Source organism: Streptomyces sp. NPDC041129, from assembly GCF_055592265.1.
Map to the genome: position 1 here is coordinate 210,390 of NZ_JBVIYV010000004.1, position 24,528 is coordinate 234,917.

At 70.1% G+C, this 24,528-nt stretch carries 22 protein-coding genes, 1 tRNA gene and 1 pseudogene; 12 read left to right on the forward strand and 12 right to left on the reverse strand.

Going from position 1 to position 24,528, the window contains the following annotated elements; translation table 11 throughout:
• Window positions 1–232 precede the first annotated feature (232 nt).
• On the reverse strand, window positions 233–1,231 hold the full coding sequence (locus tag ACZ6B1_RS16570) for a sigma-70 family RNA polymerase sigma factor (protein ID WP_468778929.1): 999 nt from the start codon (window positions 1,229–1,231) through the stop codon (window positions 233–235).
• Window positions 1,232–1,438: 207 nt separating this feature from the next.
• Between ACZ6B1_RS16570 and ACZ6B1_RS16575 the strand changes: the two genes are divergently transcribed.
• Window positions 1,439–1,975 carry a GNAT family N-acetyltransferase gene (locus ACZ6B1_RS16575; RefSeq protein ID WP_468778931.1) on the forward strand — a complete coding sequence of 179 codons (537 nt, stop codon included), beginning with the start codon at window positions 1,439–1,441 and terminating at the stop codon, window positions 1,973–1,975.
• 19 nt (window positions 1,976–1,994) lie between these two features.
• Here the strand turns inward: ACZ6B1_RS16575 and ACZ6B1_RS16580 are convergent, their stop codons facing one another.
• Window positions 1,995–2,807: a dioxygenase family protein gene (locus ACZ6B1_RS16580; RefSeq protein ID WP_468778933.1), complete on the reverse strand. Its 813-nt coding sequence runs from the start codon at window positions 2,805–2,807 to the stop codon at window positions 1,995–1,997.
• Between the two features lie 126 nt (window positions 2,808–2,933).
• Here ACZ6B1_RS16580 and ACZ6B1_RS16585 point away from each other — a divergent pair, with 126 nt between their 5' ends.
• The gene (locus ACZ6B1_RS16585; protein ID WP_468778935.1) at window positions 2,934–3,443 is read left to right on the forward strand and encodes a MarR family winged helix-turn-helix transcriptional regulator; all 510 of its coding nucleotides are present in this window, start codon (window positions 2,934–2,936) and stop codon (window positions 3,441–3,443) included.
• A gap of 16 nt (window positions 3,444–3,459) precedes the next feature.
• On the opposite strand, the gene ACZ6B1_RS16590 is transcribed toward ACZ6B1_RS16585, so the two are convergent.
• Window positions 3,460–4,998 carry an MFS transporter gene (locus ACZ6B1_RS16590; RefSeq protein WP_468778938.1) on the reverse strand — a complete coding sequence of 513 codons (1,539 nt, stop codon included), beginning with the start codon at window positions 4,996–4,998 and terminating at the stop codon, window positions 3,460–3,462.
• A 191-nt stretch (window positions 4,999–5,189) separates the two neighbouring features.
• Complete coding sequence (locus tag ACZ6B1_RS16595; RefSeq protein ID WP_468778941.1) at window positions 5,190–5,834, reverse strand: TetR/AcrR family transcriptional regulator; 645 nt, start codon at window positions 5,832–5,834, stop codon at window positions 5,190–5,192.
• Between the two features lie 258 nt (window positions 5,835–6,092).
• On the opposite strand from ACZ6B1_RS16595, the gene ACZ6B1_RS16600 reads away from it, so the two are divergent.
• From ACZ6B1_RS16600 to ACZ6B1_RS16610, 3 genes are all read left to right on the forward strand, one after another.
• Window positions 6,093–7,373 carry a M6 family metalloprotease domain-containing protein gene (locus tag ACZ6B1_RS16600; protein WP_468778942.1) on the forward strand — a complete coding sequence of 427 codons (1,281 nt, stop codon included), beginning with the start codon at window positions 6,093–6,095 and terminating at the stop codon, window positions 7,371–7,373.
• 141 nt (window positions 7,374–7,514) lie between these two features.
• Window positions 7,515–9,140 (forward strand): IclR family transcriptional regulator domain-containing protein, encoded by a 1,626-nt coding sequence (locus ACZ6B1_RS16605; RefSeq protein WP_468778944.1) that lies wholly within the window; start codon window positions 7,515–7,517, stop codon window positions 9,138–9,140.
• Window positions 9,141–9,185: 45 nt separating this feature from the next.
• Window positions 9,186–9,258, forward strand: a tRNA-Arg gene (locus tag ACZ6B1_RS16610).
• Window positions 9,259–9,348: 90 nt separating this feature from the next.
• Here ACZ6B1_RS16610 and ACZ6B1_RS16615 read toward each other — a convergent pair.
• A pseudogene (locus ACZ6B1_RS16615) lies at window positions 9,349–10,011 on the reverse strand (tyrosine-type recombinase/integrase); the annotation flags it as partial.
• A gap of 70 nt (window positions 10,012–10,081) precedes the next feature.
• Between ACZ6B1_RS16615 and ACZ6B1_RS16620 the strand changes: the two are divergent.
• The gene (locus ACZ6B1_RS16620; protein WP_468778948.1) at window positions 10,082–10,492 is read left to right on the forward strand and encodes a hypothetical protein; all 411 of its coding nucleotides are present in this window, start codon (window positions 10,082–10,084) and stop codon (window positions 10,490–10,492) included.
• 475 nt (window positions 10,493–10,967) lie between these two features.
• Here ACZ6B1_RS16620 and ACZ6B1_RS16625 read toward each other — a convergent pair whose 3' ends face one another.
• Window positions 10,968–11,438, reverse strand: a complete 471-nt coding sequence (locus ACZ6B1_RS16625) for an SPW repeat protein (protein ID WP_468778950.1) — start codon at window positions 11,436–11,438, stop codon at window positions 10,968–10,970.
• 551 nt (window positions 11,439–11,989) lie between these two features.
• On the opposite strand from ACZ6B1_RS16625, the gene ACZ6B1_RS16630 reads away from it, so the two are divergent.
• Window positions 11,990–12,559 (forward strand): DinB family protein, encoded by a 570-nt coding sequence (locus tag ACZ6B1_RS16630; protein ID WP_468778952.1) that lies wholly within the window; start codon window positions 11,990–11,992, stop codon window positions 12,557–12,559.
• A 21-nt stretch (window positions 12,560–12,580) separates the two neighbouring features.
• On the opposite strand, the gene ACZ6B1_RS16635 is transcribed toward ACZ6B1_RS16630, so the two are convergent.
• The 3 genes from ACZ6B1_RS16635 to ACZ6B1_RS16645 are packed head-to-tail and all read right to left on the reverse strand — an operon-like array spanning window position 12,581 to window position 16,369.
• Window positions 12,581–13,792: an acyltransferase family protein gene (locus ACZ6B1_RS16635; RefSeq protein WP_468779392.1), complete on the reverse strand. Its 1,212-nt coding sequence runs from the start codon at window positions 13,790–13,792 to the stop codon at window positions 12,581–12,583.
• Between the two features lie 59 nt (window positions 13,793–13,851).
• The gene (locus ACZ6B1_RS16640) at window positions 13,852–16,020 is read right to left on the reverse strand and encodes a bifunctional polysaccharide deacetylase/glycosyltransferase family 2 protein (RefSeq protein ID WP_468778953.1); all 2,169 of its coding nucleotides are present in this window, start codon (window positions 16,018–16,020) and stop codon (window positions 13,852–13,854) included.
• A gap of 25 nt (window positions 16,021–16,045) precedes the next feature.
• Complete coding sequence (locus ACZ6B1_RS16645) at window positions 16,046–16,369, reverse strand: hypothetical protein (protein WP_468778955.1); 324 nt, start codon at window positions 16,367–16,369, stop codon at window positions 16,046–16,048.
• A 262-nt stretch (window positions 16,370–16,631) separates the two neighbouring features.
• On the opposite strand from ACZ6B1_RS16645, the gene ACZ6B1_RS16650 reads away from it, so the two are divergent.
• The 5 genes from ACZ6B1_RS16650 (at window position 16,632) to ACZ6B1_RS16670 (ending at window position 22,033) form a co-directional block, all read left to right on the forward strand.
• Window positions 16,632–17,642: a glycoside hydrolase family 26 protein gene (locus tag ACZ6B1_RS16650; protein WP_468778957.1), complete on the forward strand. Its 1,011-nt coding sequence runs from the start codon at window positions 16,632–16,634 to the stop codon at window positions 17,640–17,642.
• A 109-nt stretch (window positions 17,643–17,751) separates the two neighbouring features.
• A complete protein-coding gene (locus tag ACZ6B1_RS16655) occupies window positions 17,752–19,392 on the forward strand; it encodes an outer membrane protein assembly factor BamB family protein (protein WP_468778959.1) in 1,641 nt (546 codons plus the stop codon).
• Window positions 19,393–19,700: 308 nt separating this feature from the next.
• Window positions 19,701–20,204, forward strand: coding sequence for a fasciclin domain-containing protein (locus ACZ6B1_RS16660; protein ID WP_468778961.1), 504 nt, complete (start codon window positions 19,701–19,703; stop codon window positions 20,202–20,204).
• Window positions 20,205–20,592: 388 nt separating this feature from the next.
• A complete protein-coding gene (locus ACZ6B1_RS16665; protein WP_468778963.1) occupies window positions 20,593–21,462 on the forward strand; it encodes a slipin family protein in 870 nt (289 codons plus the stop codon).
• Window positions 21,463–21,523: 61 nt separating this feature from the next.
• Entirely contained in the window at window positions 21,524–22,033 is a 510-nt protein-coding gene (locus tag ACZ6B1_RS16670) for a glutathione peroxidase (protein ID WP_468778964.1), read from the forward strand.
• A 146-nt stretch (window positions 22,034–22,179) separates the two neighbouring features.
• Here the strand turns inward: ACZ6B1_RS16670 and ACZ6B1_RS16675 are convergent, their stop codons facing one another.
• The 3 genes from ACZ6B1_RS16675 to ACZ6B1_RS16685 all read right to left on the reverse strand — a co-directional run bounded on the left by ACZ6B1_RS16675 (window position 22,180) and on the right by ACZ6B1_RS16685 (window position 24,436).
• The gene (locus ACZ6B1_RS16675; protein ID WP_468778966.1) at window positions 22,180–22,371 is read right to left on the reverse strand and encodes a DUF397 domain-containing protein; all 192 of its coding nucleotides are present in this window, start codon (window positions 22,369–22,371) and stop codon (window positions 22,180–22,182) included.
• A gap of 189 nt (window positions 22,372–22,560) precedes the next feature.
• Window positions 22,561–23,418, reverse strand: coding sequence for a helix-turn-helix domain-containing protein (locus tag ACZ6B1_RS16680; RefSeq protein WP_468778968.1), 858 nt, complete (start codon window positions 23,416–23,418; stop codon window positions 22,561–22,563).
• A gap of 262 nt (window positions 23,419–23,680) precedes the next feature.
• The gene (locus tag ACZ6B1_RS16685; RefSeq protein WP_468778970.1) at window positions 23,681–24,436 is read right to left on the reverse strand and encodes a GOLPH3/VPS74 family protein; all 756 of its coding nucleotides are present in this window, start codon (window positions 24,434–24,436) and stop codon (window positions 23,681–23,683) included.
• Window positions 24,437–24,528 lie beyond the last annotated feature (92 nt).

Sequence of the window (24,528 nt, forward strand, 5' to 3'; positions counted from 1 at the left end):
GACGCCGGGGGGGGTGGCGTCGGAACGTGGCTCACTCGGCGAGTACCTGGCGAGTGCTCGTCGCGCGGCATGTGGGGGTGGGTGCTACGGCTGGGAGTGCGGCCCCTTGGTGCAAGTCCAACTCCTGGGCCCGCAATGGTTTTTCCCTCGGGCCCCGGGGTTGAAGCGACGGTACCGCGCCATGTTTGCGCCGTCTTTCGCCACCGGATGTGCGCGGTCGCACGCCGGCCGGTCAGGCCGCCGCGTCGAAGCCGGTGCCACGGGCGAGCTTCTTCAGTTCGAGCAGCGCGTGCTTCTCGATCTGCCGGATGCGTTCGCGGGTCAGGCCGTGCTCCTTGCCGACCTCGGTCAGCGTGCGCTCGCGGCCGTCCTCGATGCCGTACCGCATCTTGATGATGGAGGCCGTGCGCTGGTCCAGGCGGCCGATCAGGTCGTCCAGTTCCTCGCTGCGCAGGAGCGTGAGGACCGACTGTTCCGGGGAGACCGCCGAGGTGTCCTCCAGCAGGTCGCCGAACTGCGTCTCGCCCTCGTCGTCCACCGGCATGTTCAGGGAGACGGGGTCACGGGACCAGTCGAGCACGTCGGTCACGCGCTCCGGCGTCGAGCCCAGCTCGCCGGCGATCTCCGCGGGCTCCGGCTCGCGCCCGTGCTCGCGGTTGAACTCGCGCTGGACACGGCGGATGCGGCCCAGCTCCTCCACCAGGTGGACGGGGAGCCGGATCGTGCGGGACTGGTCGGCTATCGAGCGGGTGATGGCCTGGCGGATCCACCAGGTGGCGTACGTCGAGAACTTGAAGCCCTTGCGGTAGTCGAACTTCTCGACGGCGCGCACCAGGCCGGCGTTGCCCTCCTGGATCAGGTCCAGCAGCGGCAGGCCGCTGCGCGGGTAGCGCCGGGCCACCGCCACGACCAGGCGGAGGTTGGAGCGGATGAAGACGTCCTTGGCCCGCTCACCGGCATCGACCAAGGCCTGCAGCTCCTCGCGGGTGGCGTCCGACTTCGACTCCTCCTCGCCGTCGAGGACCTGCCGCGCGAACACACCCGCCTCGATGGTCTGGGACAGCTCGACCTCCTTGGCGGCGTCGAGCAGCGGCGTGCGCGCGATCTCGTCGAGATACATGCCGACCAGGTCGCGATCGGCGATCTCGCCGGCGTGGGCGCGAACACTGCCTGCCGAGTCGGCCGTCTCGCCGGTGGCGGACTTACGACGGGCGACGGCACGGGTTGCCATGCGTGCTCCCTTGCGATGGTGGGCTGGCGGGTGGACCTTCGAACGCTCGGCACCGAACGGATTCGTCTTGCGGATCTGACTCCTTGGGACTCTCCTCGGGTGCCCTGCATCCGAGGGAAACAACGACTGGAATCCGGACAGAATTCCCCACACGACCCTCAAATTTTCTGATCATGCAGTACCCTGTCGGCCACACGGGGAGGCGCAATGCCGTCGACACACGCAGAGGTGCAGGTCAGACCGGGAGCCGAGGGAGATCTCGATGCCCTCACGGAGATCTACAACCACTACGTGCGTGAGACAGCGATCACATTCGACACGGCCGTCTTCACCGCGGAAGAGCGCCGCCCTTGGCTGCTCTCCCACCCGGAAGACGGCCCGTACCGCCTGATGGTTGCCACGGCGGCGGACTCACAGGAGATTCTGGGGTACGCCACATCCAGCCCTTACCGCGCGAAGCCCGCGTACTCCACCTCCGTGGAGACCACCGTGTACGTCGCCCCCGACGCCGGCCGCCACGGCATCGGCACCCTGCTCTACGACGCCCTCTTCGAGGCGCTGGCGGGTGAGGACCTGCACCGCGCCTACGCGGGCATCGCGCAGCCGAACGAGGCCTCGCGGCGGCTGCACGCCCGCTTCGGCTTCCGGCACGTCGGCACCTACCGGGAGGTGGGCCGCAAGTTCGGCCGCTACTGGGACGTGGCCTGGTACGAGAAGGACCTCGGGCGGGCCCGTCTCGGATAGCCGGCCCTCGGGCACCCGCTCACCCGAACTGCAGCGATCGCTTCGCCAGCCCCATCCAGAACCCGTCGATCACCGACTTCTGGGCGTCGAGTCCGCCGCCCGCCTCGGCCGCGCCCATGGTCACGAAGAGCGGGGCGAAGTGCTCAGTGCGCGGGTGGGCGTAGCGGCCCGCCGGGGCCTTCCGGAGGAAGTCCAGCAGGGTGTCCCAGTCGCGGGCCTCCAGGGCCCGGCGGCCCCAGTCGTCGAACTCGGCGGACCAGGCCGGCACGCCGGCGCCGGTGTGCCGCAGGGCGGCGAGGTTGTGGGTGAAGAAGCCGGAGCCGATGATCAGCACGCCCTCGTCGCGCAGCGGGGCGAGCTTGCGGCCGATGTCCATCAGCCGGACCGGGTCGAGGGTGGGCATGGAGATCTGCAGGACGGGGATGTCGGCGGCCGGGAACATCTCGACGAGCGGCACGTAGGCGCCGTGGTCGAGGCCGCGGTCGGGAATGTCCTGGACCGGGACGCCGGGGGCGCGCAGCAGCTTGCGAACGGATTCGGCCAGCTCGGGCGCGCCGGGGGCGGCGTACCGGACCTGGTAGTAGTGCTCGGGGAAGCCCCAGAAGTCGTAGACGAGGGGGATCGTCTCCACGGCGCCGAGGGCGAGCGGGGCCTCCTCCCAGTGGGCCGAGACCATGAGGATCGCCGTGGGGCGCGGCAGATCCGCCGACCAGGCGGCGAGCTGGCCCGGCCAGACGGGATCGTCGGCGAGCGGCGGGGCGCCGTGGCTGAGGTAGAGGGCGGGCATGCGCTCCCGCCCGGCAGCGGACGTCTCCTGCGGTGCGGCGGACATGACGGCGGCTCCCGGTGCTCGGTCCCTGCGAGACGCACCTCAAGGTGCTTTAAGTCTCAAGCTTTCGACTTCAGCGTACGCCCGACTTGTTCAAGTTTCAAGGAGATGCCTCGTACAGTGGGACACATGAACACGGCAACGGACTCCGCCGGCCGGCACCGCTGGCTCACCGACGAGGAGCAGCGCGTCTGGCGCGCCTATCTGCACGCCACCACCCTGCTCGAGGACCACCTCGACCGGCAGCTCCAGCGTGACGCGGGCATGCCGCACATCTACTACGGCCTCCTCGTCGGCCTCGCCGAGGCACCGCGCCGCCGGCTGCGGATGACCGAGCTGGCGATGCGGTCCAAGATCACGCGCTCCCGGCTGTCCCACGCGATCGCCCGGCTGGAGAAGAACGGCTGGGTCCGCCGCGAGGACTGCCCCTCCGACAAGCGCGGTCAGTTCGCGGTGCTCACCGACGAGGGCGCCGAGGTCCTGGGCCGCACCGCGCCGGGCCATGTGGCCGCCGTACGCCAGGCGCTGTTCGAGCGGCTGACCCCGCAGCAGCAGAAGGCCCTCGGCGAGATCATGGAGATCGTCGCCGAGGGCCTCCAGCCCAACGAAGCGGGTGCGGACCTGCCCTGGCTCCGCTGAGTCACCGTACGACGCGTCAGTGGGCGACCACCGGCACCGGCACCTCGTCCTCGACACCCTCGCCGGAGGCGACCGGGGCGGAGCCCGGGCGGCCGGCGTTGACGAAGGTGAAGGCGATCAGCGCGGCGAGGGCCAGGATGCCGACGGCGAACCCGATCGCCGTGCTGTAGCCGTGCACCATGCCCTGCAGGCCCACGAGCTGCTGCTGCGGCTTGGTGGCCGCACCGGCGATGTGGTCCTTGATGTACGAGGTCTTCGCGGACGCGGCGATGGTGTTCAGCAGGGCGGTGCCGATCGCGCCGCCCACCTGCTGCGAGGTGTTCACCATCGCGGAGGCGACACCGGCGTCCCGGGGCTCGACGCCCGAGGTCGCCAGGGACATGGCCGGCATGAACGCCGTACCCATGCCGAGACCGAGCAGCACCATCGCGGGCAGCAGCAGCGTCGCGTACGACGAGCCGATCTCCATCTGCGTCAGCAGCAGCATGCCGAACCCGGCGACCAGGAAGCCGGGGCCCATCAGCAGCCGGGCCGGGACGCGGGTCATCAGCCGGGTGCCGATCTGGGTGGAGCCGGTGATCATGCCCACCACCATCGGCAGGAACGCGAAGCCGGTCTTGACCGGCGAGTAGCCCTTCACCACCTGCAGGTAGTAGGTCAGGAAGAGGAACAGGCCGAACATGCCGATGATCGCGAGGCCGAGGGAGAGGTAGATGCCGCCGCGGTTGCGGTCGGTGACCACGCGCAGCGGCAGCAGCGGTGCCTTGACCCGGGACTCGACCAGCACGAAGGCGAGGAGCAGCACCGCGGACGCGACGAACATCGCGACGGTCACGGTGTCGCCCCAGCCGTCGGACTCGGCGCGGGTGAAGCCGTAGACGAGCGCGAACAGACCGAGGCTGGAAAGGATCACACCGGGGATGTCGAGCGGGGAGCGGTTGCGGCCGCCCTCCGGCTCACGGATGACGAACCAGGCGCCGAGCGCGGCGACGACGGCGAACGGGACGTTCACGAAGAAGGTCCAGCGCCAGTCCAGGTACTCGGTGAGGAAGCCGCCGAGGATCAGGCCGACGGCGCCGCCGCCACCGGCGATCGCACCGTAGATGCCGAACGCCTTGGCGCGCTCCTTGGCGTCGGTGAACATCACGGCGAGCAGCGACAGCGCGGCCGGGGCGAGCAGGGCGCCGAAGACACCCTGCAGGGCGCGGGCGCCGAACATCATCGCGCCGGTGGTGGCGGCACCGCCGAGCGCGGAGGCGGCGGCGAAGCCGCCGAGGCCCAGCACGAAGGCGCGCTTGCGGCCCCACAGGTCGGCGACGCGGCCGCCGAAGAGCAGCAGACCGCCGAAGGCGAGGGCGTAGGCGGTGACGACCCACTGCCGGTTGCCGTCGGATATGCCGAGGTCGGTCTGGGCGGAGGGCAGTGCGATGTTCACGATGGTGGCGTCGAGGACGACCATCAGCTGGGCGAGCGCGATGAAGACGAGCGCTTTCCAGCGGTTGGCGTCACCGCTCGCCGCGGTGGTGCCGGGAGCCTTGAGGGCTGTTTCGGACATGGAGGTACCCACTTCGGGACTTCGTGACGGAAAAAGACGTAGGTATCGGGCGGCGCGTCGACGGCGACGGCCGGAAGCTCGGTTTCCGGCGCGTGCGGCCGGCAGCGCCCGCAGGCGCTCTGGGTGCTGCGAGTCGGGACCGGCGCGCGGCCCCGAACTGATCGGTCGGGCTGATCGGTCAGGCTGATCGGTCAGGCTTTGCGGAGGTCCTCCATGGTCACGGCCGTGCCCGGCAGGACGGAGCGGCCCGGAGCCCGCAGACCGTCCAAGAAGAGCTGAAGATGACGGTGTGCGAAGCGGTCGACGCTGCAGCAGTCCGTGCCGGCCGGCGGCCGGCTGAGCTGGGCGACGGCGACCATCAGGTCACCGACGCCCACGTCGGTGCGGAGCAGCCCGGCCCCCTTGGCCCGGTCCATGAGGTCCTCGACGATGCGCTCGACGCGCTCCCGGGCGGCCTCGAGGTCGGGGTGGTGCTGGTCGAACGTGCTGGTGACCATCGGGCACAGGGCGCTGATCCGCTCGTCCGCGGCGGCGTGCACGAAGCGCTCCAGCGCCTCGAACGCGTCGCCGCTCTCGGACAGGGCCCGTTCGGCGACCCGTACGGTCCGGTCGAGGACCGAGCAGACGACCTCGCGGACGAGGGCGTCGCGGTCCGGGAAGTTGCGGTACACCGTGGCATTGCCGACACCGGCCCGGCGCGCGATCTCGTCGAACGGCACGTCCGGGCCGTGCTCGACGAACATCTCACGGGCGGCGGTGACGATCCGCTCCCGGTTGCGCAGGGCGTCGGCGCGGGGCCGGGACACCTTGCGCGGTGCGGGAAGGGAGGTCTGCACGGCGTACTCCTGGTCTGGGTGACTCTGGCGATCCGGGGAATGGGTCCCCGTTTCGCGCGGACACAGGTCTAAACGGGGAACGCGTCCCCGGTTATTTCCGCCCCGCCGAAAACTTCTCCGTGACCTGGCTCACACCTGCTGCTCCCGGGATTCCCACGATCGGCTGCTCCAGCGCGCGCCCTCCGGCCCGTCGACCCAGGGTGATCACAAGGGTGCAGTCGTCAGACCAGCGGCTGCCGTGGAGCGGGAGGTCCATGCATGCAGCCGCCGCCGTCGCCACGCCGCCGCATACGCCCGCGCCGGACGGCCGCCCTGGCCTCGGTGACCGTCCTGACCCTGGCGGTCAGCACCTCGGCCGGGACCGGGCAGCTGACGGCGTCCTCCACCGCCGGGCCCACCGGCCTGGTCCGCTCCTCCGCCCTCTCCCCCTGCATGATCCGCGGCGGCATGGACGTGCAGATGACGGAAGGCGTCCCCACCCCGGTCGGCTACTCCCGCTCCACCGGCACGGTGCGCGCCCTGACCCTGATGATCGACTTCTCCGACGCTCCCGGGCAGGGCAGCGCCCAGGACCGCTTCCACGAGTTCTTCCCGCAGACCCAGGAGTGGTTCCGCACGGCGTCGTACGGCCGGCTCGACTACCGCCCCGAGACCCCGATATCCGGCTGGCTGCGCATGCCGAAACCCTTCAGGGCGTACGGCATAGAGCGCGGCGCCCCCTTCGACCCCGGCTACCGCCAGCTCGTGCAGGACATGGTGGCCGCCGCCGACCCCGACGTGGACTTCCGCTCGTACGACCTGCTGAACGTGCTGGTCACCCCCAACGCCGGCCCCTCCGCCCTGGACACGGTGCTGTCCGTGACCTTTGCCGGCAACTCCGACGCCCCGGTCGCCGACGGCATCGTCGTCGCCAACGCGTCCTTCGTCTACTCCCGCCAGGACGACGGCTCCGGCTCCTACGGCCGCACCGGCTACCGGGTACTCCCGCACGAGAACGGCCACACCTTCGGGCTGCCCGACCTCTACACCCAGGAAGGCGGCTCGGCAGTGGGGCACTGGGACATCATGAGCGAGGACTGGGGGGTCAACAACGACCTCCTCGGCTGGCACAAGTGGAAACTGGGCTGGCTGGACGGCACCCAGGTCGGCTGCGCGGCCCGCCCCGGCCGCACCGACTACACGCTGACACCGCTGTACCGGCCGGGCGGCGGGAAGCTGGTCCTGATACCGATAGACCGGCGCAGCGCCTACGCCCTGGAGCTGCGCGCGCCGGGGGGCAACGACGAGGCGGTGTGCGAGCCGGGCATCCTCATCTACAAGGTCGACGCCACCGTGGACACCGGGCGCGGCCCGATCTCGGTCTACGACGCCCACCGCCACAGCGGCGGCTGCACCCGCAGCCCCAACGTCCAGGCAGAACTCTCCGACGCCCCGTTCACCACCGGCGAGTCCTTCAAGGACCCGGGCCACGGGATCACGGTCGAGATGAGCGCGACGGGGCACGACGGGGAATTCAAGGTACGGGTCACTCGGCGGTAGCGGCGGCAGGGTGCCGTGCGGGGCAATCGGCGGCGACGGGGGCAAGGAGCGGCCGCGTGACGGCGTCGGCCGGGCGCCGCGCCGGGCGGTCTACCGTAGGCGTTCCCGCACGCCGCCGTACCGGACCGGAGAACCGAGCCGATGCCCCCGAGAACCGCCCCGCATCAGGATGCCGTGCCCGGCCCGCCGGCCGAGGCGGTGGCGCCGCTGATGCGCGGGATCGCCGTACTGCGGCGACTGACCGAGGCGGGCGGAACGCTCAGCCCGAGCGCGCTGGAGCGGGCGACCGGGCTCGCCCGTTCCACGGTGGACCGGATCACCGCCACCCTGGCCCGCATGGGATACGTCCGCCCCGACGGCCGGGACGTCGTCCTCACCCCTCGTGTGATGGAGCTGGGCAACGCCTACCTGGCCGCGCTTCGCCTGCCCGCCCTGCTCGACGCCCGCGCGGACGCCCTCGCCGACGAGCTGGACGAGTCGGTGTCCCTCGCGGTCGCCGACCTCGACGGCGTCCGCTTCATCCACCAGGCCACCCGCCGCCGCGCGATGTCCGTCAGCTTCCGCATCGGCGACCTGCTCCCCGCCGAACGCACCGCACCGGGAGCGCTGTTCGCGGCCGAGTGGGACCAAGTGGACTGGGCGCGCTGGCGCACCCGGCTGTCCGGCGACCCGGCGAACACGTCCTTCCCCGCCGTGCCCCCTCAACCCACCCCTCTGTCCACCGACTTGACGGACTTCGAGGCGAGGGTGGCGCGGGCCCGCCGGGACGGCTGGGCGCTGGACGACCAGTTGATCGAGCCGGGCCTGGTCGCCGTGTCCGTGCCGGTGCGGGACCCCTCGACCGGCCGGGTGGCGTGCGTGGCGAGCGTGGTCAGCCACACCAGCCGACACACGGCGGCCGACTTGCGCACCACCCTGCTGCCCCGTCTGCGCACGGCGGTGGCGGCCATGGAGTCCGACCTGCGCCAGGCGCCCCCGCCGGAACCCGGCCCGGCGCCCTCGGGCCTGGCGTCCTGGACCACGGCGTCCAAGCACGAGCTGGGCCGCGAGTTCATCGAGTCCCTGGCCCGGGGCCTGACCGTACTGACCGCGTTCGGCGAGGGCCGCTCGGCGCTGCCGCTGACCGAGGTGGCCCGGGCGACCGGCCTGGCCCGGGCCACGGCCCGGCGGGCGCTGATCACCTACGAGCACCTGGGCCTGGTGGCCACCGGACCCGACCCCCGCACCTTCATCCTCACCCCGCGCGTCCTGGACCTGGGCTTCCCGGCACTGGCCCGCACCACGCTCCCGCGCCTCGCCGCGCCGCACCTCAGGGCCCTCGCCGACCAGCTCCACGAGCCGACGGCGCTGGCGGTCCTGGCACCCGGCACAGGTACGGAGATCCAGTACACGGCCGGCGCGGACGCGAGTCGGGTACTGACCGTGGACATCGCGGTCGGCGCACGCCTCCCGGCCACCGGAACCTCCCTGGGCCGCGTCCTGCTCGCCGACGCCGAAGGCCCCCTGACCCCCGCCCTCGCCGAGATCCGCGCCCAGGGCTACGCCGTCGCCGACGAGGAACTGGAGTCAGGGCTGCGCTCCATCGCCGTACCGGTACGCGACCGGACCGGCCGGGCGGTCGCCGCGGTGAACGTGGCCACGCACGCGGCCCGCCGCACCCTCCAGAACTGCGTGACGGACCTGCTCCCGGCCCTCCGCTCCACCGCCGACCACATCCAGACAGACCTCCACACCGCCTCCCGCTTCACCCACGTCCCCCCGTCCTGATCCACCACCCCACCCTGATCCGGTACCCTGTGGACCGAGTACAGCGCCTTCGTAGCTCAGGGGATAGAGCACCGCTCTCCTAAAGCGGGTGTCGCAGGTTCGAATCCTGCCGGGGGCACACGATGAAGGGCCAGTTCCGAGGGGTGATCCTCTGGAACTGGCCCTTTGCTGTGATCGCGGCCGTGCCACACCCGTGCCACAAGGCCCACTACGGGTCCACGTCACCCCGCTCTTTTCGGATCATCGAGCCGAGCCGATCCGCGATCTCACGGTCCCGGCCGTTGACCATGTGCTGGTAGATCAGCGCCGCACGAGGCGTGCTGTGCCCCATCCTGGTCATCAGCTCACGAAGGCTCGCGCCGGATGCCGCGAGGGTGTTGCCGGTGTGGCGCAGATCGTGGAAGTGCACGTCTGCCGTGATGCCTGCCTTGGTCCGAGCCGCGATCCAGTCGTCCCGGAAGTTACTCCGCCGCAACTGACCGCCCCTGGGGCCGAGGAAGACGTGACCGTCACGGCCTGGCCCCGCGTAGGCGTCGAGATGCTGCGTCACGTCCGGCAGGAGTTCGGCAGGAAAGGCCACCGTGCGAACACCGGCGCTGGACTTCGGTGCCTTGCCGAAGAGGGCTCCAGTCTGCATCTCTGCCTGTGAGCGCAGGACGGTGACCACGGCACTGGCCAAGTCCACGTCCCGCCGGCGGAGTGAAGCCAGCTCCCCGAAGCGCAGTCCGGCGAAGGAGGCCAGGAGGACGAGCAGCCGGTAGCGCGGCGCGATGGCTCCAGCTACGGCGTACACCTCCGCCACGGTGAGTACTGGCCGTTCCGGCACGTCGTAGCGGTCAGCCCCCTTGATCCGGCACGGGTTGCGTCGGATCGGGGTGGCTCGCCCTTCGGCTGCGGCCCGGTCGCCCATGTCGTACTCGACGCATCCGATGAGGAACCTCGTGGGCCAGGTTCTCCGCGAACCGGTCCTCTCCGAGCAGCCGGTAACAGTCCATGGCGTAGAAGTCGAACTTCGCCGGGTCCACGACGAAGTGGTGATCGAGGTTCTCGGGGTACGGGCAGCTTGCGCCCTCGGTCTGATTCGCGCGGGCACCGACTTCTACGGGTCCGAACGGTCACCGATGCACATGGCGGAGGCGCGGATCACTCTTGGTGTGGTCGCAGCACGACAGGGCGACCTGGATCAGGCGGTGAACTACGGCGAGTGGGCTCTGAAGGGCGACCGGCAGTCTCTGCCGTCCCTGCTCATGGTCAGCCGCGAGCTTGCAGCCATCGTCAATCGGGGCTTCGCCGCCGAACCGACGGGCCGCGAGTACCTCGATCACCTGACCGCGCTCAGCCGCGCCAGCTAGAGCCGTTACAGGTTTCTCTACCTCATCAAGCCCCGGCTGCGCTCCGCTCCGCCGGGCGCGCTTCCCGGCTCCGCTCCGGGCGACGCTCCTGCCTTCAGCACGCTCCGCCCGCGCTGCGCCGACGCGCGCCCACGTGTGAATAGGGCCGGTGACCATGAGCCGAGCACCGCATTCGCGGCCCCGGTCAGAACAGAGCCTCCGGCGGGGGATCGGCCGGCACCGGGATGGAGGGGGGCGCCGTTCCCGGCTGCGGGACCGTAGTGGCGTGCGCGGGGTGCTCCCATCCCGTACGCCATCGACCCAGGCAGAGCCGAGCAGACGCAGCCCATGGCGTCCAGGTCGTTCGTACAGTGGCGCGCTCCACCTGGACGCCATGAACCACGCCTGCTCCACGGTGTGTGGGTCGACGGGCTACGGGATGGTAGCTGGGGTCAGTGGTGGGTTGAGACGTCTGCGGCCTTCGGATGAGGATTGATCACATACGCACGGAAGAGCGGTTGCCAGACCGCTGATCCACCGGGCGGGCAGCTGCGGCGGCCATGAGGGCCAGCGTCAGGGCGACCAGGCCCACAACGATGTTGTTGACTATGGTCCTGGTGGTGCTGACGTCACCTGCCACAACCCACGGCGCAAAGATCGTCCACACGCTCAGCACGCAAGCACCCCACGCCATGCTGTGCGAACGCTCGTATGCCCGGCCAAAGCCACCGCTCATGAGGACGGCGTAGGCGATGCCGACGATCAGATTGTTGACCGCCAGGGTGGAGAAGTTGTTGAATCCCGCGATCCATGGCGAGGCCGCGAGGTAGAGCCCCGTGATCAGGGACATGGCCTCGACGGCTTGCGCCCTCGGGGTGGTCGCCATGCCTTCGGCTATCTCGTGCCGCTTGCGCATTTCGATGATGTCGGGATGGGTTTCCATGTCCGGCCGGGGATGAGTCGTCATTACAGTTCCTCCAAATTGTCCGTTATGTACCCTGTCCGAGTGTGAGTACCCCACGGGAGTGGGATAACCGTCCCGAACTGCTAATTCCGAAGAGCACCGTCGCAGGAGGTTGGTGGGCGAAGACCACGCGTGCCCGCTCCGTGCCCGATCGGACGGCCACAGGCGGGGACAGCGGGGAACGTCGGCGAGTCGCCCGGAGACTCGCAGGTCAGCTTTCCGTCAGGACAGGCCCAGCGCGGTTACGCGATCTTCCAAGCTAGGGTTCGAATCCTGCCGGGGGCACCAGCGCTAAGGCCCCGGACCGGTCATGGTCCGGGGCCTTCGGCATCCGTTTCCGGAGTAGCCGCAGCTTCCACCTGGCCGTCGTGGTCTCGGCTCACAGCCATCTGACGCCAAACAGCCGGCTCCCCCGACGGACACCTTGCAGGAGGTCCCCCTCCCGAGCGAGATCTGGCTGCGCAAATCTCCGCTCATTTAGGTCAGGACCTGACCTCTACGGCCCCTAGCGTCCTCCCTGTCCGGCGAACCACGTACCACGGAAGGCAGCGACCATGAGCGAGACCGTGACTGTCGACGAACCGGCCGCCCACGACCCGGCCCATGAGCCGACCGCCGCCGGCGAGCGTGCCGACTTGCTGGAGGCGCTGGCCAAGCAACGGCACTTCCTGCGGTTCACCACCCGCGACATCACCGACGAGCAGGCCGGGCGCCGGACCACCGTCAGCCGGCTGTGCCTGGGCGGCCTGATCAAACATGTCGCCGCGGTCGAGCGGACCTGGGTGCAGTTCATCCTGGACGGCCCGTCGGCGATGCCCGACTTCACCGCCATGACCGAGGCCGACTGGGCCCGGCGGGCCGACGAGTTCCGGATGCTGCCCGGCGAGACGCTGACCGGCGTGCTCGCCCACTACGCCGAGGCAGCCCGTCGGACCGACGAACTGGTCGTCAACCTGCCCGACCTGGACGCCACACAACCACTGCCGAAGGCCCCGTGGTCCGAGCCGGGCGCGCGATGGTCGGCCCGCCGGGTGCTGATGCACATCATCGCCGAGACCGCCCAGCACGCCGGCCACGCCGACATCATCCGCGAGTCCCTGGACGGCGCCAGGACCATGGGTTAGCAGGCGGTGCGGCAGGGCGTACTAGCGGCCGCGGCGGCGGCCCTTGGAGCGGCGGGGGTAGGGGAAGAGGCGTGGGCGGCGCTTGGCGGCCACGTCCTCCGCCCAGCCGAAGAGCAGGATGGCCAGGCAGATCAGCGGGACGGCGATCACCAGCGGCGTCCACTGGCTCGCCAGCAGCCACTGCGCGTGCTCGTAGAAGAAGCTGTTGCTCCACAGCGGATCGATCAGCGGCTCGGTCAGCACCAGCGCGAAGGAGTGCCACAGGTAGACGGTGACCGCGCGGGAGTTGAGCAGGCTGATGACGCCGTTGAACCGCTCCAGCGGCTTGGGCCACTGCTCCCAGGAGGGGCTCAGGTGGAGCAGCAGCAGCACCGCGCCGAACGACCAGATCGCCTGGGCGACCGGTACCGCTTCCAGATCGTGCCCGATCCGGGGGTTGTCCAGCGGCGACCGCAGCAGCCACCAGAAGCCGAACAAGAGCACCAGCGGTGCGACGGACGGCACGACGTACTGCGGGATCCTGCGGAGCAGCCCCTCCTGGTGGGCCATGCCGAGCAGCCAGCAGGAGCCGAAGGTGGTGAAGTCGGTGGCGGCTTCCATCAGCCGGCCGGACTGGTCGACCAGGCCGGAGTTGACGAAGAACGCGAGCGCGATCGGCACCAGCAGGGTGACCCAGGGCAGCTTGCGCATCGCCTTGAGCATGAGCGGCGACAGCAGGACGTACCAGAGGTAGGCGCGCAGGTACCACAGCGGCACACAGATCTGCTCGGCCCAGGTACTCGGCAGGTGCCCGCCGAAGGTGTGCAGCGAGGCCCCGAACGGCGGCTCGCTGAACGGCAGGACCCAGTAGGCCAGATCGCCCCACCACCAGTTGGGGTGGGAGCTGGAGTCGGGCCTCCAGCCTTCCAGGAGCATCAGCGGCACCACGACCGCGCCGAACAGCCACATCGGCGGCAGCAGACGGCGCAGCCGGCCGCGGATCACGCTCAGCGCCGGCCGCTCGAGGGAGCGCGCCATCAGTGATCCGGCCAGCGCGAACATGACGCCCATGGAGGGAAAGACGATCGGCAGCCAGGTCCAGCCGAAGTTGTGGTAGACCACCACGCGGACCAGGGCGAGCGCCCGCAGCAGGTCGAGGTAGCGGTCACGGCCGGGCTTCCGCGCGGGCGCCGGGGCGGCCCCGGCCTCTTCGCGCTGCGGGGCGCGCTGCGAGGGGAGCACGGCGGGGTCCATCACCCGCAGGGCGACGGTGTCGGAGTTCTGGATGCCGAAGGCACCTCTTTCCGCGGTACTCATGAAGACGTCGCCCCCGTGGTGACCTCGAGCCCGACCTCACCGGTGCGCCGCAGCTTCTGCCAGCGCAGCCGGCCCCCGGTCAGAGCGGTGATGGCGGACTGCAGCAGCACCATGTACATGAGCACCCGGTAGACCACCTGCTGGGCCGGAAGCGTGATCAGATGCCACGCCTTCTCCCTGTCCAGGTGGAAGGACCACCAGGCGCAGACGGCCTGCAGGGCCATCACCGCGAACCAGGCGGCCAGGGTCTTGTACGCGTCGACGAAGACCACGCCGTAGACCATGCCGATGTCGATGGCGGGCGCGAGCAGCGGCGTGACCACCATGAACAGGGCGACGAACGGCAGACCCACCCGGCCGAAGTGGCCGGCCGCGCCGCGCTCCAGCAGCGAGTGCCGGTGCTTCCACATCGCCTGCATGGTGCCGTAGCTCCAGCGGTACCGCTGCGACCACAGTTGCTTCATGCTGTCGGGCGCCTCGGTCCAGGCGCGGGCGTCCTCGGCGTAGACGACCTTCCAGCCGGCCCGGTGCAGTGCCATGGTCACGTCGGTGTCCTCGGCGAGCGTGTCGTCGCTCATGCCGCCCGCCTGCTCCAGCGCCGTACGGCGGAAGCCGCCCACGGCGCCGGGGATGGTCGGCATGCAGTTGAGCACGTCGTACATCCGGCGGTCGAGGTTGAAGCCCATCACGTACTCGATGTGCTGCCAGGCGCCGATCAGCGTGTCGCGGTTGCCGACCTTGGCGTTGCCGGCGACCGCGCCGACGCGCGGGTCGCCGAAGGGCTGGACGAGCTCGCGGACGGTGGACGGCTCGAAGACCGTGTCACCGTCCATCATCACGATCAGGTCGTACGAGGCGGCGGCCACACCGGTGTTGAGGGCGGCCGGCTTGCCGCTGTTCGGCTGCCGGATCAGCCGGACCATGGGCAGGCCGAGTTCCTCCACGATGGCGGACGTGTCGTCGGTCGACCCGTCGTCGACCACGATCACTTCGATGGGGTAGTCGCTTCTGGCCAGTGAGAGCAGGGTGTTGGTGATGCACTCCTGCTCGTTGTACGCGGGCACCACCACGGTGACCGGCTCGGTGACCGGCTCGCCCCAGGAGAAGCCCGGTTTACGGGTGCGCCGCACATGGACGGCCGAGAGCACCAGCATCAGCGCGAACCGCAGCATGACCAGCACACCGACGACCGCGAGCAGGCCGACCAGCCACGGCAGCAGCCAGACGGAGAAGGTGGTGCACCACAGGAACGCCTTTCCGACCCACAGGTTGTAGCTGGTGACCTCGGTGTTGGCGGAGCCGGTGCCGAGCGCCTCGCCGATGGTCTTGAAGGTGTAGCCCTGGGCCTTGAGCTTCTCGATGATGACCGGCAGCGCGGCCAGCGTCTGGGACCGGTTGCCGCCCGCGTCGTGCAGCAGGATCATCTCGCCCTGGCCGGGGAGGTCGGGCATGGCGGACTTGACGATGGCGTCGACGCCGGGGCGCTTCCAGTCGTCGGTGTCCTTGTCGATGAAGGCGGTCAGGTACCCCTCCGACCCGGCCTGCTTGGTCACCGGCCACGACCAGTCGTCCAGCGCGTCCACGGTGGAGGAGTAGGGCGGGCGGAACAGGCTGGTGTGGATGCCGGCGACACCGGCCAGCGCGAGCTGGGTCTCGCCGAGTTCCCAGGTGAGCCGGGTGCCGGAGTGCAGCGCGAGGTCGGGGTGGGTGAAGGTGTGCAGACCGATCTCATGGCCGCCCGCCACGATCTGGCGGATCAGCGAGGGGTTGCGGGTGACCATCGAGCCGGTGACGAAGAAGTCGGCGCTGATGTTCTCCTTCTTCAGCACCTCGAGGATCTTCGGTGTCCACTGGGCGGACGGCCCGTCGTCGAAGGAGAGGACGACGGTCCTGTCCGGGATCGTGTAGTTGACCGGCTTGCTGTTCTTGTCGCCGCGCGCGTCGACGACCGGGCCGCCCTCCAGCACGCTGGTCGGGACGGTGCCTTTGTCCACCGAGGTGGCGATGCTCTCGTCGTGGAAGGCCTCGTTGTTCGCCATGCCCCGGAGCACCATCAGCGCCAGCAGGGTCGCCAGTACGGTCACCGGCAGGAAGAAGCGCAGGGGAGGCGCGGCGAGCCGGCGCGGGCGCGCGATGGACTGCCGGGGGCGTTGATGGCGGGACATGGACTTCCTGGTCGATCGCGTCTGGCTACTGCGCGGTGTCGGTCACGGAGCTCGACGCTGCCGGAACGGCCGCCGTCGTCGCGGTGACTGACGCGGTGGCATCGGGTGTGGCCATTGGGGCGGTGCCGCTGTTTCCGGGCTCGGCGGCGCCGGGAGCCGCGGGCAGCGGCGCGTTCAGGTACTGGCTGGGCGGCGTGGTGTCCGCGGTGCCGGGGACGGTGAGCGCGGGCGCCTGCGACTGGGTTCCGACCAGGCCGGAGATCATCGCCACCACGCACCCGGCGCAGACGATGCCTATCAGCCAGCCGAGCCCGCGCAGACGGCGGCCGCGCAGACCGGTCTGGTCCACGAAGACGGGAGCCGGCTCGACCTCCGTGGACGTACTGGTGATCGTCAGCTCGAGCCTTCCTTACATCATGTCGCGCCTGCCGGTTCGGCGCCGCCGAAAGCAGTGATTGGTACGAAAAGTGATGATGCGTGAGGAAGGGAGATCACTCGACCCGCTCCCGATCATGCAACTAGATTAATATGGAGGTTCAGTGAATGTCACGAGGGTCTCGTAGAGTTCCGCTGACGTCGCCTGCTCCCCCTGCCCGATCGGACCTTCACGCATGGCCATAACCCGCCGCCGCAGCCGCCTGGCGGTCGCCGTGACCCTCATGATCGCGGTCTCGTTCCTGGTGGATGCCTGCGGCGGCGCGGGAAGCGAGGGCGGTGCCAAGGCGGGTACGGCCACCGCCTCGGGCGCGCACTTCGACGCCTCGTCCATGCTCAAGCCGTCCGGCCGCGCGCTGGGCGTCGTCGACGACAAGACGCCCTGGCAGTACGGCATCGTCGACACCTTCACCAAGGAGGCCGGGCGGGCCCCCGACATCCGCGAGTACTACAGCTCCTGGGGCGACGACTTCGACACGGAGGGCAACGCCTTCCTGTGGCAGCACGGCCAGTTGCCCATGATGGCGCTGGTGCCCTCCGACACCCCGCTCGCCGACATCGCCGAGGGCGAGGACGACGCGTACATCCGCCGGCTGGCGGGCCAGATCGCCGCCTACGACGGCCCGCTGGCCCTCTCCTTCGCCGGCGAGATGAACGGTCCATGGAACTCCTGGGGCCCCAAGGACACCAAGCCCGCCGACTTCGTCGCGTCATGGAAGCACGTGCACGACGTCTTCGCCGCGCGGGGCGTCACCAACGTGATCTGGGTGTGGACTCCGCACGTGGTCGACTCGGGCACCACCGCCACACTGCGTCCCTACTACCCGGGCGACTCCTACGTCGACTGGGTCGGCCTCATCGGCTACTACGGGCCGATCGACGGCGTCGCCTTCTCCAGCCTGTTCACCCCCACCATGCGTCGGATCGCGGACTTCTCCAGCAAGCCGGTGCTGATCGCGGAGACCGGGGTGGCGCAGAGCGACCGCAAGGAAGCTGACATCCGCGACCTGTTCCACGGCGCCGCGAAAGCCGGCGTCATCGGGCTCGTCTGGTACGACCAGCGCAAGGACTGGCCGGGCGGCAAGCAGTTGATGGACTGGCGGATCAGCACCTCGGTGGGCGCGCTGGCCGCGTTCCGGGTGGAGACGGCCCGCAACAGCTTCGGCCATTCGCTCAAAAACCGCTGACCCGGGGCAATCAGGGGAAGCCGGGCGCAAGCCCGCAAGGAACGACATTCACCACGGCGCATCACCGCGGCTGGCACATGCGGATGCCCGACCAGGGGAGATCACGGAGATGACGACGGAATCGTCGCCGGGCCAGGGGGCTCCGCAGGAGGATCACGGCTGGGCCTTCCGGCCCCGCAATGCGGCTGCCGGCCCGCAGCCGCACCGGGAACAGCAGCCGGGGCCGGCCACACGGTGGGACGGCCGGTCGTCGGCCGAGCGGTACGGCGGGGCCTCCGGCACGCGGTGGGACACCACCGTCCCGCTGCGGTTCCCCGAGCCCCGCGCCGGCGACCACGAGGCCATACGTGAGCCGGGCCCCCGGACACCCCCGCACGCCCGGCGCGGCGGCGGAACGGCGGACCAGGAGGCCGGATACCCGTCAGCCGCCACCACCGTCCTCGACCGGGCGGCCGTCCGCCTCCCCGAGGCCGTCGCCGCGCAGCCGCGCCCCCCTGCGGGCGCGGGCGGCGAACGGGCCGGCAGGACCAGGTGGGTGGGCAGGATCGCGCTCACCCTTGCCGTCCTCGTCGCCGCCGGCGGGGCCGCCGCCGTCCTGCTCAAGCAGCAGGACGCCGCGGCCGTCGCCTCGGAGAAGCTGACGCAGGAGTGGCAGATACCGGCGCCCGCCGCCGACGACGCGCTCATCGGCAGCTGGCTCACCGACAAGCTGCTCGTCCGGGCCAGCAGCCGGGGCAGCCTGCGGGCCTACGGCCTCACCGACGGCAAGCAGGTATGGAGCGCCGCGTCCGTCGCCACCGCCGCCGCCGGGCGCGGCACCGTCCCCTGCGCCATGTCGCCGACGCTCGGTGCCCAGGGCATCGGCACGGTCGCCTTCGGCAAGGACGGCAGCACCTGCACCTGGCTGGCCGGTGTCAAGGCGTCCACCGGCAAGATCCTCTGGTCCATGCCGCTGACCAGCACCAGACACCCCACGGCGGCGACCGCCTCGACCTACCTGCAGGGTGATGTCGCCACGATAGTCAGCGAGAACCTCCTCGGCGGTGTGGACGTCCGCACCGGCAGCCGCGTGTGGGGCTACAAGGCCCGCGGTCACTACTGCAACGCCTACGACTGGGGCGCCGACGGCACCGTCCTGGTGGACGAGTTCTGCCTCGACAAGAAGACCAGGTTCACCCTCACCGCGTACGACGGCAGGACCGGGAAGGTGGTCTGGCGGAAGTCCGAGAAGGCTCACTCGGACGTGACGCACATCCTGTCCGGCTCACCGCTGGTCGCCGCCGTCCACACCGCGCGCCAGGACGCCGTGCGGGTCTTCGGCAGCACCGGGCCCGGCCGCAAACTGGCCGTGGGCGACGACGAGTTGACGCCCGGCAACGACACCGGCGCCGACCACTCCGCCCGGCTCTACGGCAAGGTGCTGGTCACCCCGGCCTCGGCCGCCGGCAGCGCGGTGATCGACGGCTTCGACACCACCACCGGCGCCAAACTCTGGACCCACCGCTCCGCCGCGCTCGCCGTTCCCGCGTCCGGCGCGGACGGCAAGGTGTACGCCGTCACCACGTCCGGCGCCCCGCAGCTCGTGAGCATCGACCCGCGCACCGGTCACAGCACCCCGGTCGCGGGCCTGCCGGTGGGGACCGGCAGGTGGAGCTTCACCTCCGGGACGGTGTACGTCACCCCGGACGGCGGCGTGCTGGAACTCAACGCCCTCGGGTCGAACGGCGGCGTGCGGCTCTATCACCGGTAGAGCCTTGCGCCGATCAGGCTGAGGCGTCGCCGGGCGAGCGGCCGGAAGGTCACGACCGCTCACCTCGAGATGCGGTCACCGGCATCCGCTGGCTACGCTCGCTGAGTGGCCGGGTGACGATGGCCCGAGGCAGGGCCGTGGCGCGGCAGCCGCCTCACCCCGCCCCGCGGAAACGAGGACGTCCGCAGTCCAAGCCTCCGCAGTGCTCACGCCTCCACGGGAGGAAGGTCGCGATGAGGTTCACCCGCACGCGTACAGCAAAGGCCGCCGCGGCAGCCGTGTTCGCCATCCCGCTCACCCTCGGGGGGATGGCGTCGCAGAGCCACGCACAGGACGCGTCTCCCAGCCCGTCGGGGACGTTCGGTTCCGGTTGCTCGGCGCTCGCGCAGAAGGCCGACACGGCGAAGGACAAGGTCGTGGAAGCCGCGTCCGCGTATCCACAGCTCAGCCAGCTCGTCTCGGCCGCGGTCAGGGCGAAGTTGACCGACACCCTGGACGGCAGGCCCGACGTCACCGTCTTCGCCCCGAACGACGAGGCCTTCAAGAACGTCACCGCCTCGCAGCTCGCCTCGCTCCTCAGCAACCAGGGGCAGCTCAAGAAGGTGCTGACCTACCACGTCGTGGACAAGCAGATCACCCCGGACCAGCTCTCCGACGGCTCCTTCACCACGGTGGAGGGCGGCAAGCTGACCACGTCGGGCTCGGGCAGCGACTTCAAGGTCAACGGCAAGGCGAACATCGTCTGCGGCAACATCAAGGCCGCGAACGCCACCATCTACGTCATCGACCAGGTTCTCCAGCCTCCGTCCTGACGCTGCCCGCGCCAAGGCCCTCCGGTCCCGTCGACCGGAGGGCCTTCGCGCGTACGGACACCGCTGTCCGGCCCTGGCCCAGGGCCGGACAGCCCCTGCCGCGGGTGGCCGGTGGCGCGGTGTGATGGACCGGGGCCGACCCGATGGCCGCCGCGCCGGACGGACCGAGGTACGTCGGGAACCCCATCACCGGCTGGGAGCACTACGCCGTCGGTCCTGCGGCCGCCCTAGAGCTGACGGACCGCAAGCCGGTGGTGGGTTCGCCCGCCACCACCGGCGTTGCGTTCGCCCGCATTCTTGACGGTTTCATGACGCGGGTGGCCGCACCCTTTGCCGCCGGGCGGGTGTCCTATCCGGTGTCTCTGCCTGGAGTGAGGATTGGAGTGCCATGGAAGGCACCGTCGTCGCAGTGGTCGTGGTGGCCGCTCTGCTGCTGATCGTGCTGAAGAGCGGGATGCGCGTCGTCAATCAGGTGGAGCGTGGTGTGGTGTTCCGGTGGGGCAAGGCCCAGCCGGCGCACCGCCAGCCGGGCATCACCTTCCTCATCCCGTTCGCCGACCGGATGCGCAAGGTGAACGTGCAGGTCGCGACCATGCCGGTGCCCACCCAGGAGGGCATCACACGGGACAACGTGTCGGTGAAGGTCGACGCCGTCGTGTACTTCAGGGTGACGGACCCGGTGCGCGCCACCATCGAGGTGCAGGACTACGTCTTCGCCGTCGGGCAGGTCGCCCAGTCCTCCCTGCGGTCCATCATCGGCAAGAGTGATCTGGACGACCTGCTCAGTGACCGGGAGCGGCTGCACGAGGGCCTGGCGCTCATGATCGACAGTCCGGCCGCCGGGTGGGGCATCCACATCGACCGGGTCGAGATCAAGGACGTGCAGCTCCCCGAGTCGCTGAAGCGGTCCATGTCGCGGCAGGCCGAGGCCGAGCGTGAGCGGCGGGCCCGGGTCATCACCGCCGACGGCGAGTTCCAGGCCGCGCAGCAGCTCGCCAACGCCTCGCGGATCATGTCCGACACCCCGGAGGCCATGCAGCTCCGTCTGCTCCAGACGGTCGTCGAGGTGGCCGCCGAGAAGAACTCCACGCTCGTCATGCCGTTCCCGGTGGAGCTGCTGCGGTACTTCGACCGGGCCGTGCAGAAGATCGACGCCGAGATCGGGGAGAAGGGGCAGGGTCAGCGTGTCGTTCCGGAGCAGCAGGCCCCGGCCCCGGAAGGGGAGCAGCGGGCGCCGGCTGGCGTGGAGCAGGTCTGAGCCGCCCGGACCGGCCGGTCCGGGCGGTCCGGCCGGTGGCGGAGCGGGCTAGCATCCGGGCATGACTGCTACTGACCACAACGCTTCCGTGCTGGACACCGAGATCGGGGCCCTCAAGGGCGGCTCCGCGAACCTGCCGGGCTACGCCGGCCAGGCCGTGCTCATCGTGAACGTGGCCTCCAAGTGCGGGCTGACCCCGCAGTACACGGGTCTTGAGCGGCTGCAGGAGCGGTACGCCGAGCAGGGCTTCACCGTGCTCGGCGTGCCCTGCAACCAGTTCCTCGGGCAGGAGCCCGGCACCGCCGAGGAGATCGCCGAGTTCTGCTCGGCCACGTACGGGGTGACCTTCCCGCTGACCGAGAAGGTCGAGGTGAACGGGGAGGGGCGGCACGCGCTGTACGAGCGCCTCGTCGGTTTCGCGGACGGCGAGGGGCACAGCGGGGACATCCGCTGGAACTTCGAGAAGTTCCTGATCGGCCGGGACGGGCAGGTCGTCGCCCGGTTCTCGCCGCAGACCGAGCCGGAGGCGGCCGAGGTCGTCGCGGCCATCGAGGGACAGCTGGGCCGGTAGTACCGGAACACTGACTGGATGGGCGCGACGCTCGGATGCGCAGAGCCCTCTCGGCAAGGACGGCGACTGGTCGAGAGGGCTCCGTGAGTGACGCTTGTGCAGTTGTCGTAGAGCGACGTCTATGCGCGAGGGGCAGAGAGAGCCCCCTAGGCCTTGACCGAGGTGACGAAGACGTTCCACGCCTCGGCGGGGAAGGCCAGGGTCGGGCCGTCGGTGACCTTGGAGTCGCGTACGGCGAGTTCCGCGGTGGTGGGCGACTTGACCTCGACGCAGGCGCCGTTGCCCGCGGAATAAGAAGACTTCATCCACGTCTCCGAAGCGCCCTGAATCAGTGCCATGTCCACTCCTGTTGCCAGTTGCTGTAGTGCGGTTCGCGCCAACCTTGTCGTCTGATTGGCGTGATCGACGCTACCGGGCAACTGCCGCCCGCGGAGTAGTCGTTCACTCAAGCGGATGGCATATTCCAAGTGAGCCTTCCGCTGGAGTGGACCAATGGTGTACGATCCCGCGCTTCTGTGGAAAACGGCTCAGTCCGCGTACTCCTTGGCCACCTTCGCGATGAGTTGCCGGGACTGTTCCACATTGAGGGACTGTGCCCGCAGATGTTCGTACATCACGGCGTACTTCTGCACGTCCTGCGCCTTCTCCAGGTACAGGTCGCTGGTGACGCCCTCGAGGTAGACCACGCTCGAGTCGGCGGCGTCGGTGAACTCCAGGATCGCGTACTGGCCGTTGAGCCCCGGATGGGCGCCCACCTCGAACGGCAGCACCTGCACGGTGACGTGCGGGAGTTGGGACATCTCGATGAGGTGCTCGAGCTGTTCGCGCATCACCAGCCGGCTGCCGACGACCCGGCGCAGCGCCGCCTCGTCCAGCACCACCCACAGCCGCAGGGCGTTGCCCTCGGCGGTGATACGTTCCTGTCGCCGCATGCGGACCTGCACGCGCTTCTCGATCTCGGCCGTCGACGTCTCCGGCAAGGCGCCCTGCACCAGGGCCTCCGCGTATGCGCGGGTCTGCAACAGGCCGGTCACGAGTTGGGGCTCGTACACCCGCAGCGACTCGGCGTCGGTCTCCAGGCCGATGTACACGCTGTACGGGATGTCCCCGAACGTGTGCCACCAGCCCTGCTGACGGGAGTCACGGGCCATCTCCATCAGCGAGTCGACGATCCGCTGGTCCTCGACCTCGTACACCCCGCACAGGTCGCGCACATCGCGCTGGCTGATGCTTCTGCGGCCGTTCTCCAGCCGGCTGATCTTCGACTGCGACACGAGCAGCCGCTCTGCCACCTCTTCGGCCGTCATGCCCTTGAGCTCGCGGAGCCTGCGCAGCTCCTGGCCCAGCCGGCGCCGCCTGACGGTGGGATTGACATTGGACGCCACGGGACGTGCACCTCCGGCTGCCTGCCTGTACTGACCACTTTGTGTATCTGCTGTTGAGCAGACTGCCACCAAGGTGCTTTCCACCGCTGGGAAACGGTGGATATGCAGCGCGTACGCACCGATTCGGGCGTGGTTCGACGCTCCGGACACGGCCGAGCGGGGCGGTGAGACCACGCGGATCTCACCGCCCCGCTCGAACCAGCGGCTCCCGTAACGGTTTTCGGGGACTGCGTACCGGTGTCGTGGGGACCGGCGGTGCGGCTCAGTGGGTCACGGCGCGTGCCATGGACCCGCGGTGCGGCTGCATCGGAACCCCGCGCGCGGGTTCCGCCACGCCCCTGGCTCCGGGCCCCGCCGGGCGTCCGGCCGGGGCCGGACCGCGCCGTGGCTGGGCCACCGCGCCGTTCTGCACGTCCATCACGGCATGCGCCACCAGCCCGCCCATGGGGTCGTGCCGGATCAGGTCCCGCAGCCGGGAGCGGGAGGATCGTCCCTCGTTCCCCGGATACAGGTGCTTGCCGAGCCCGACCGCGTGCGCCAGCGCGGCGAGCGCCGCGGTCCGCGGGTCCGGCGGTACGCCGGTGCGGATCGCGTTGTCCAGCCGGGCTCGGATCTCCCGGCTGATGTCGGTGTCCGTCGCCTGGTAGCGCGTCGTCGGCAACACCCCGCACATCTGGCCCGGTACGGCGGCGACCATGCCGCACCGCTCCAGGTGCGAGAGATAGATCTGGCGGAGCCCCAATCGCGGCCCGCCGATCCAGTGGACGGCACGCACGGGAGCGCCACGCCTTCGCAGCAACTCCAACGCGCAGTCCAAAGTTGGATCTCCAGTCGGCCGTGGCACCACCACGGCGATACGATCCCCGTCTGGGGCTATCCGTCCGGCCAGCGCCAGCTCCACTAGCTGTGCTCCGGCCAGACCGAGGTCGAGCGACTGCGGCTGTGCAGTGGTACCCGTGGCCGGGTCCAGTGCCAGCAGCAGAAGCTCCTCCGGAATTGTTCTGCGGCTCCTGCCCATCCATGCCTCCCCGCGTGGATGAATGACAGGGTGACCCCTCTCACATTGGTCTGTCGAGGGTGCGTGACCGGTTCGTAAGGGAACCGGCAGGT

Excerpts from the sequence above, each read along its gene's own strand:
- ACZ6B1_RS16570 (WP_468778929.1), bottom strand. The coding sequence starts at position 1,231 with ATGGCAACCCGTGCCGTCGCCCGTCGTAAGTCCGCCACCGGCGAGACG.
- ACZ6B1_RS16575 (WP_468778931.1), top strand. The coding sequence starts at position 1,439 with ATGCCGTCGACACACGCAGAGGTGCAGGTCAGACCGGGAGCCGAGGGA.
- ACZ6B1_RS16580 (WP_468778933.1), bottom strand. The coding sequence starts at position 2,807 with ATGTCCGCCGCACCGCAGGAGACGTCCGCTGCCGGGCGGGAGCGCATG.
- ACZ6B1_RS16585 (WP_468778935.1), top strand. The coding sequence starts at position 2,934 with ATGAACACGGCAACGGACTCCGCCGGCCGGCACCGCTGGCTCACCGAC.
- ACZ6B1_RS16590 (WP_468778938.1), bottom strand. The coding sequence starts at position 4,998 with ATGTCCGAAACAGCCCTCAAGGCTCCCGGCACCACCGCGGCGAGCGGT.
- ACZ6B1_RS16600 (WP_468778942.1), top strand. The coding sequence starts at position 6,093 with ATGCAGCCGCCGCCGTCGCCACGCCGCCGCATACGCCCGCGCCGGACG.
- ACZ6B1_RS16605 (WP_468778944.1), top strand. The coding sequence starts at position 7,515 with ATGCCCCCGAGAACCGCCCCGCATCAGGATGCCGTGCCCGGCCCGCCG.
- ACZ6B1_RS16625 (WP_468778950.1), bottom strand. The coding sequence starts at position 11,438 with ATGACGACTCATCCCCGGCCGGACATGGAAACCCATCCCGACATCATC.
- ACZ6B1_RS16630 (WP_468778952.1), top strand. The coding sequence starts at position 11,990 with ATGAGCGAGACCGTGACTGTCGACGAACCGGCCGCCCACGACCCGGCC.
- ACZ6B1_RS16635 (WP_468779392.1), bottom strand. The coding sequence starts at position 13,792 with ATGGACCCCGCCGTGCTCCCCTCGCAGCGCGCCCCGCAGCGCGAAGAG.
- ACZ6B1_RS16640 (WP_468778953.1), bottom strand. The coding sequence starts at position 16,020 with ATGTCCCGCCATCAACGCCCCCGGCAGTCCATCGCGCGCCCGCGCCGG.
- ACZ6B1_RS16650 (WP_468778957.1), top strand. The coding sequence starts at position 16,632 with ATGGCCATAACCCGCCGCCGCAGCCGCCTGGCGGTCGCCGTGACCCTC.
- ACZ6B1_RS16655 (WP_468778959.1), top strand. The coding sequence starts at position 17,752 with ATGACGACGGAATCGTCGCCGGGCCAGGGGGCTCCGCAGGAGGATCAC.
- ACZ6B1_RS16660 (WP_468778961.1), top strand. The coding sequence starts at position 19,701 with ATGGCGTCGCAGAGCCACGCACAGGACGCGTCTCCCAGCCCGTCGGGG.
- ACZ6B1_RS16665 (WP_468778963.1), top strand. The coding sequence starts at position 20,593 with ATGGAAGGCACCGTCGTCGCAGTGGTCGTGGTGGCCGCTCTGCTGCTG.
- ACZ6B1_RS16670 (WP_468778964.1), top strand. The coding sequence starts at position 21,524 with ATGACTGCTACTGACCACAACGCTTCCGTGCTGGACACCGAGATCGGG.
- ACZ6B1_RS16675 (WP_468778966.1), bottom strand. The coding sequence starts at position 22,371 with ATGGCACTGATTCAGGGCGCTTCGGAGACGTGGATGAAGTCTTCTTAT.
- ACZ6B1_RS16685 (WP_468778970.1), bottom strand. The coding sequence starts at position 24,436 with ATGGGCAGGAGCCGCAGAACAATTCCGGAGGAGCTTCTGCTGCTGGCA.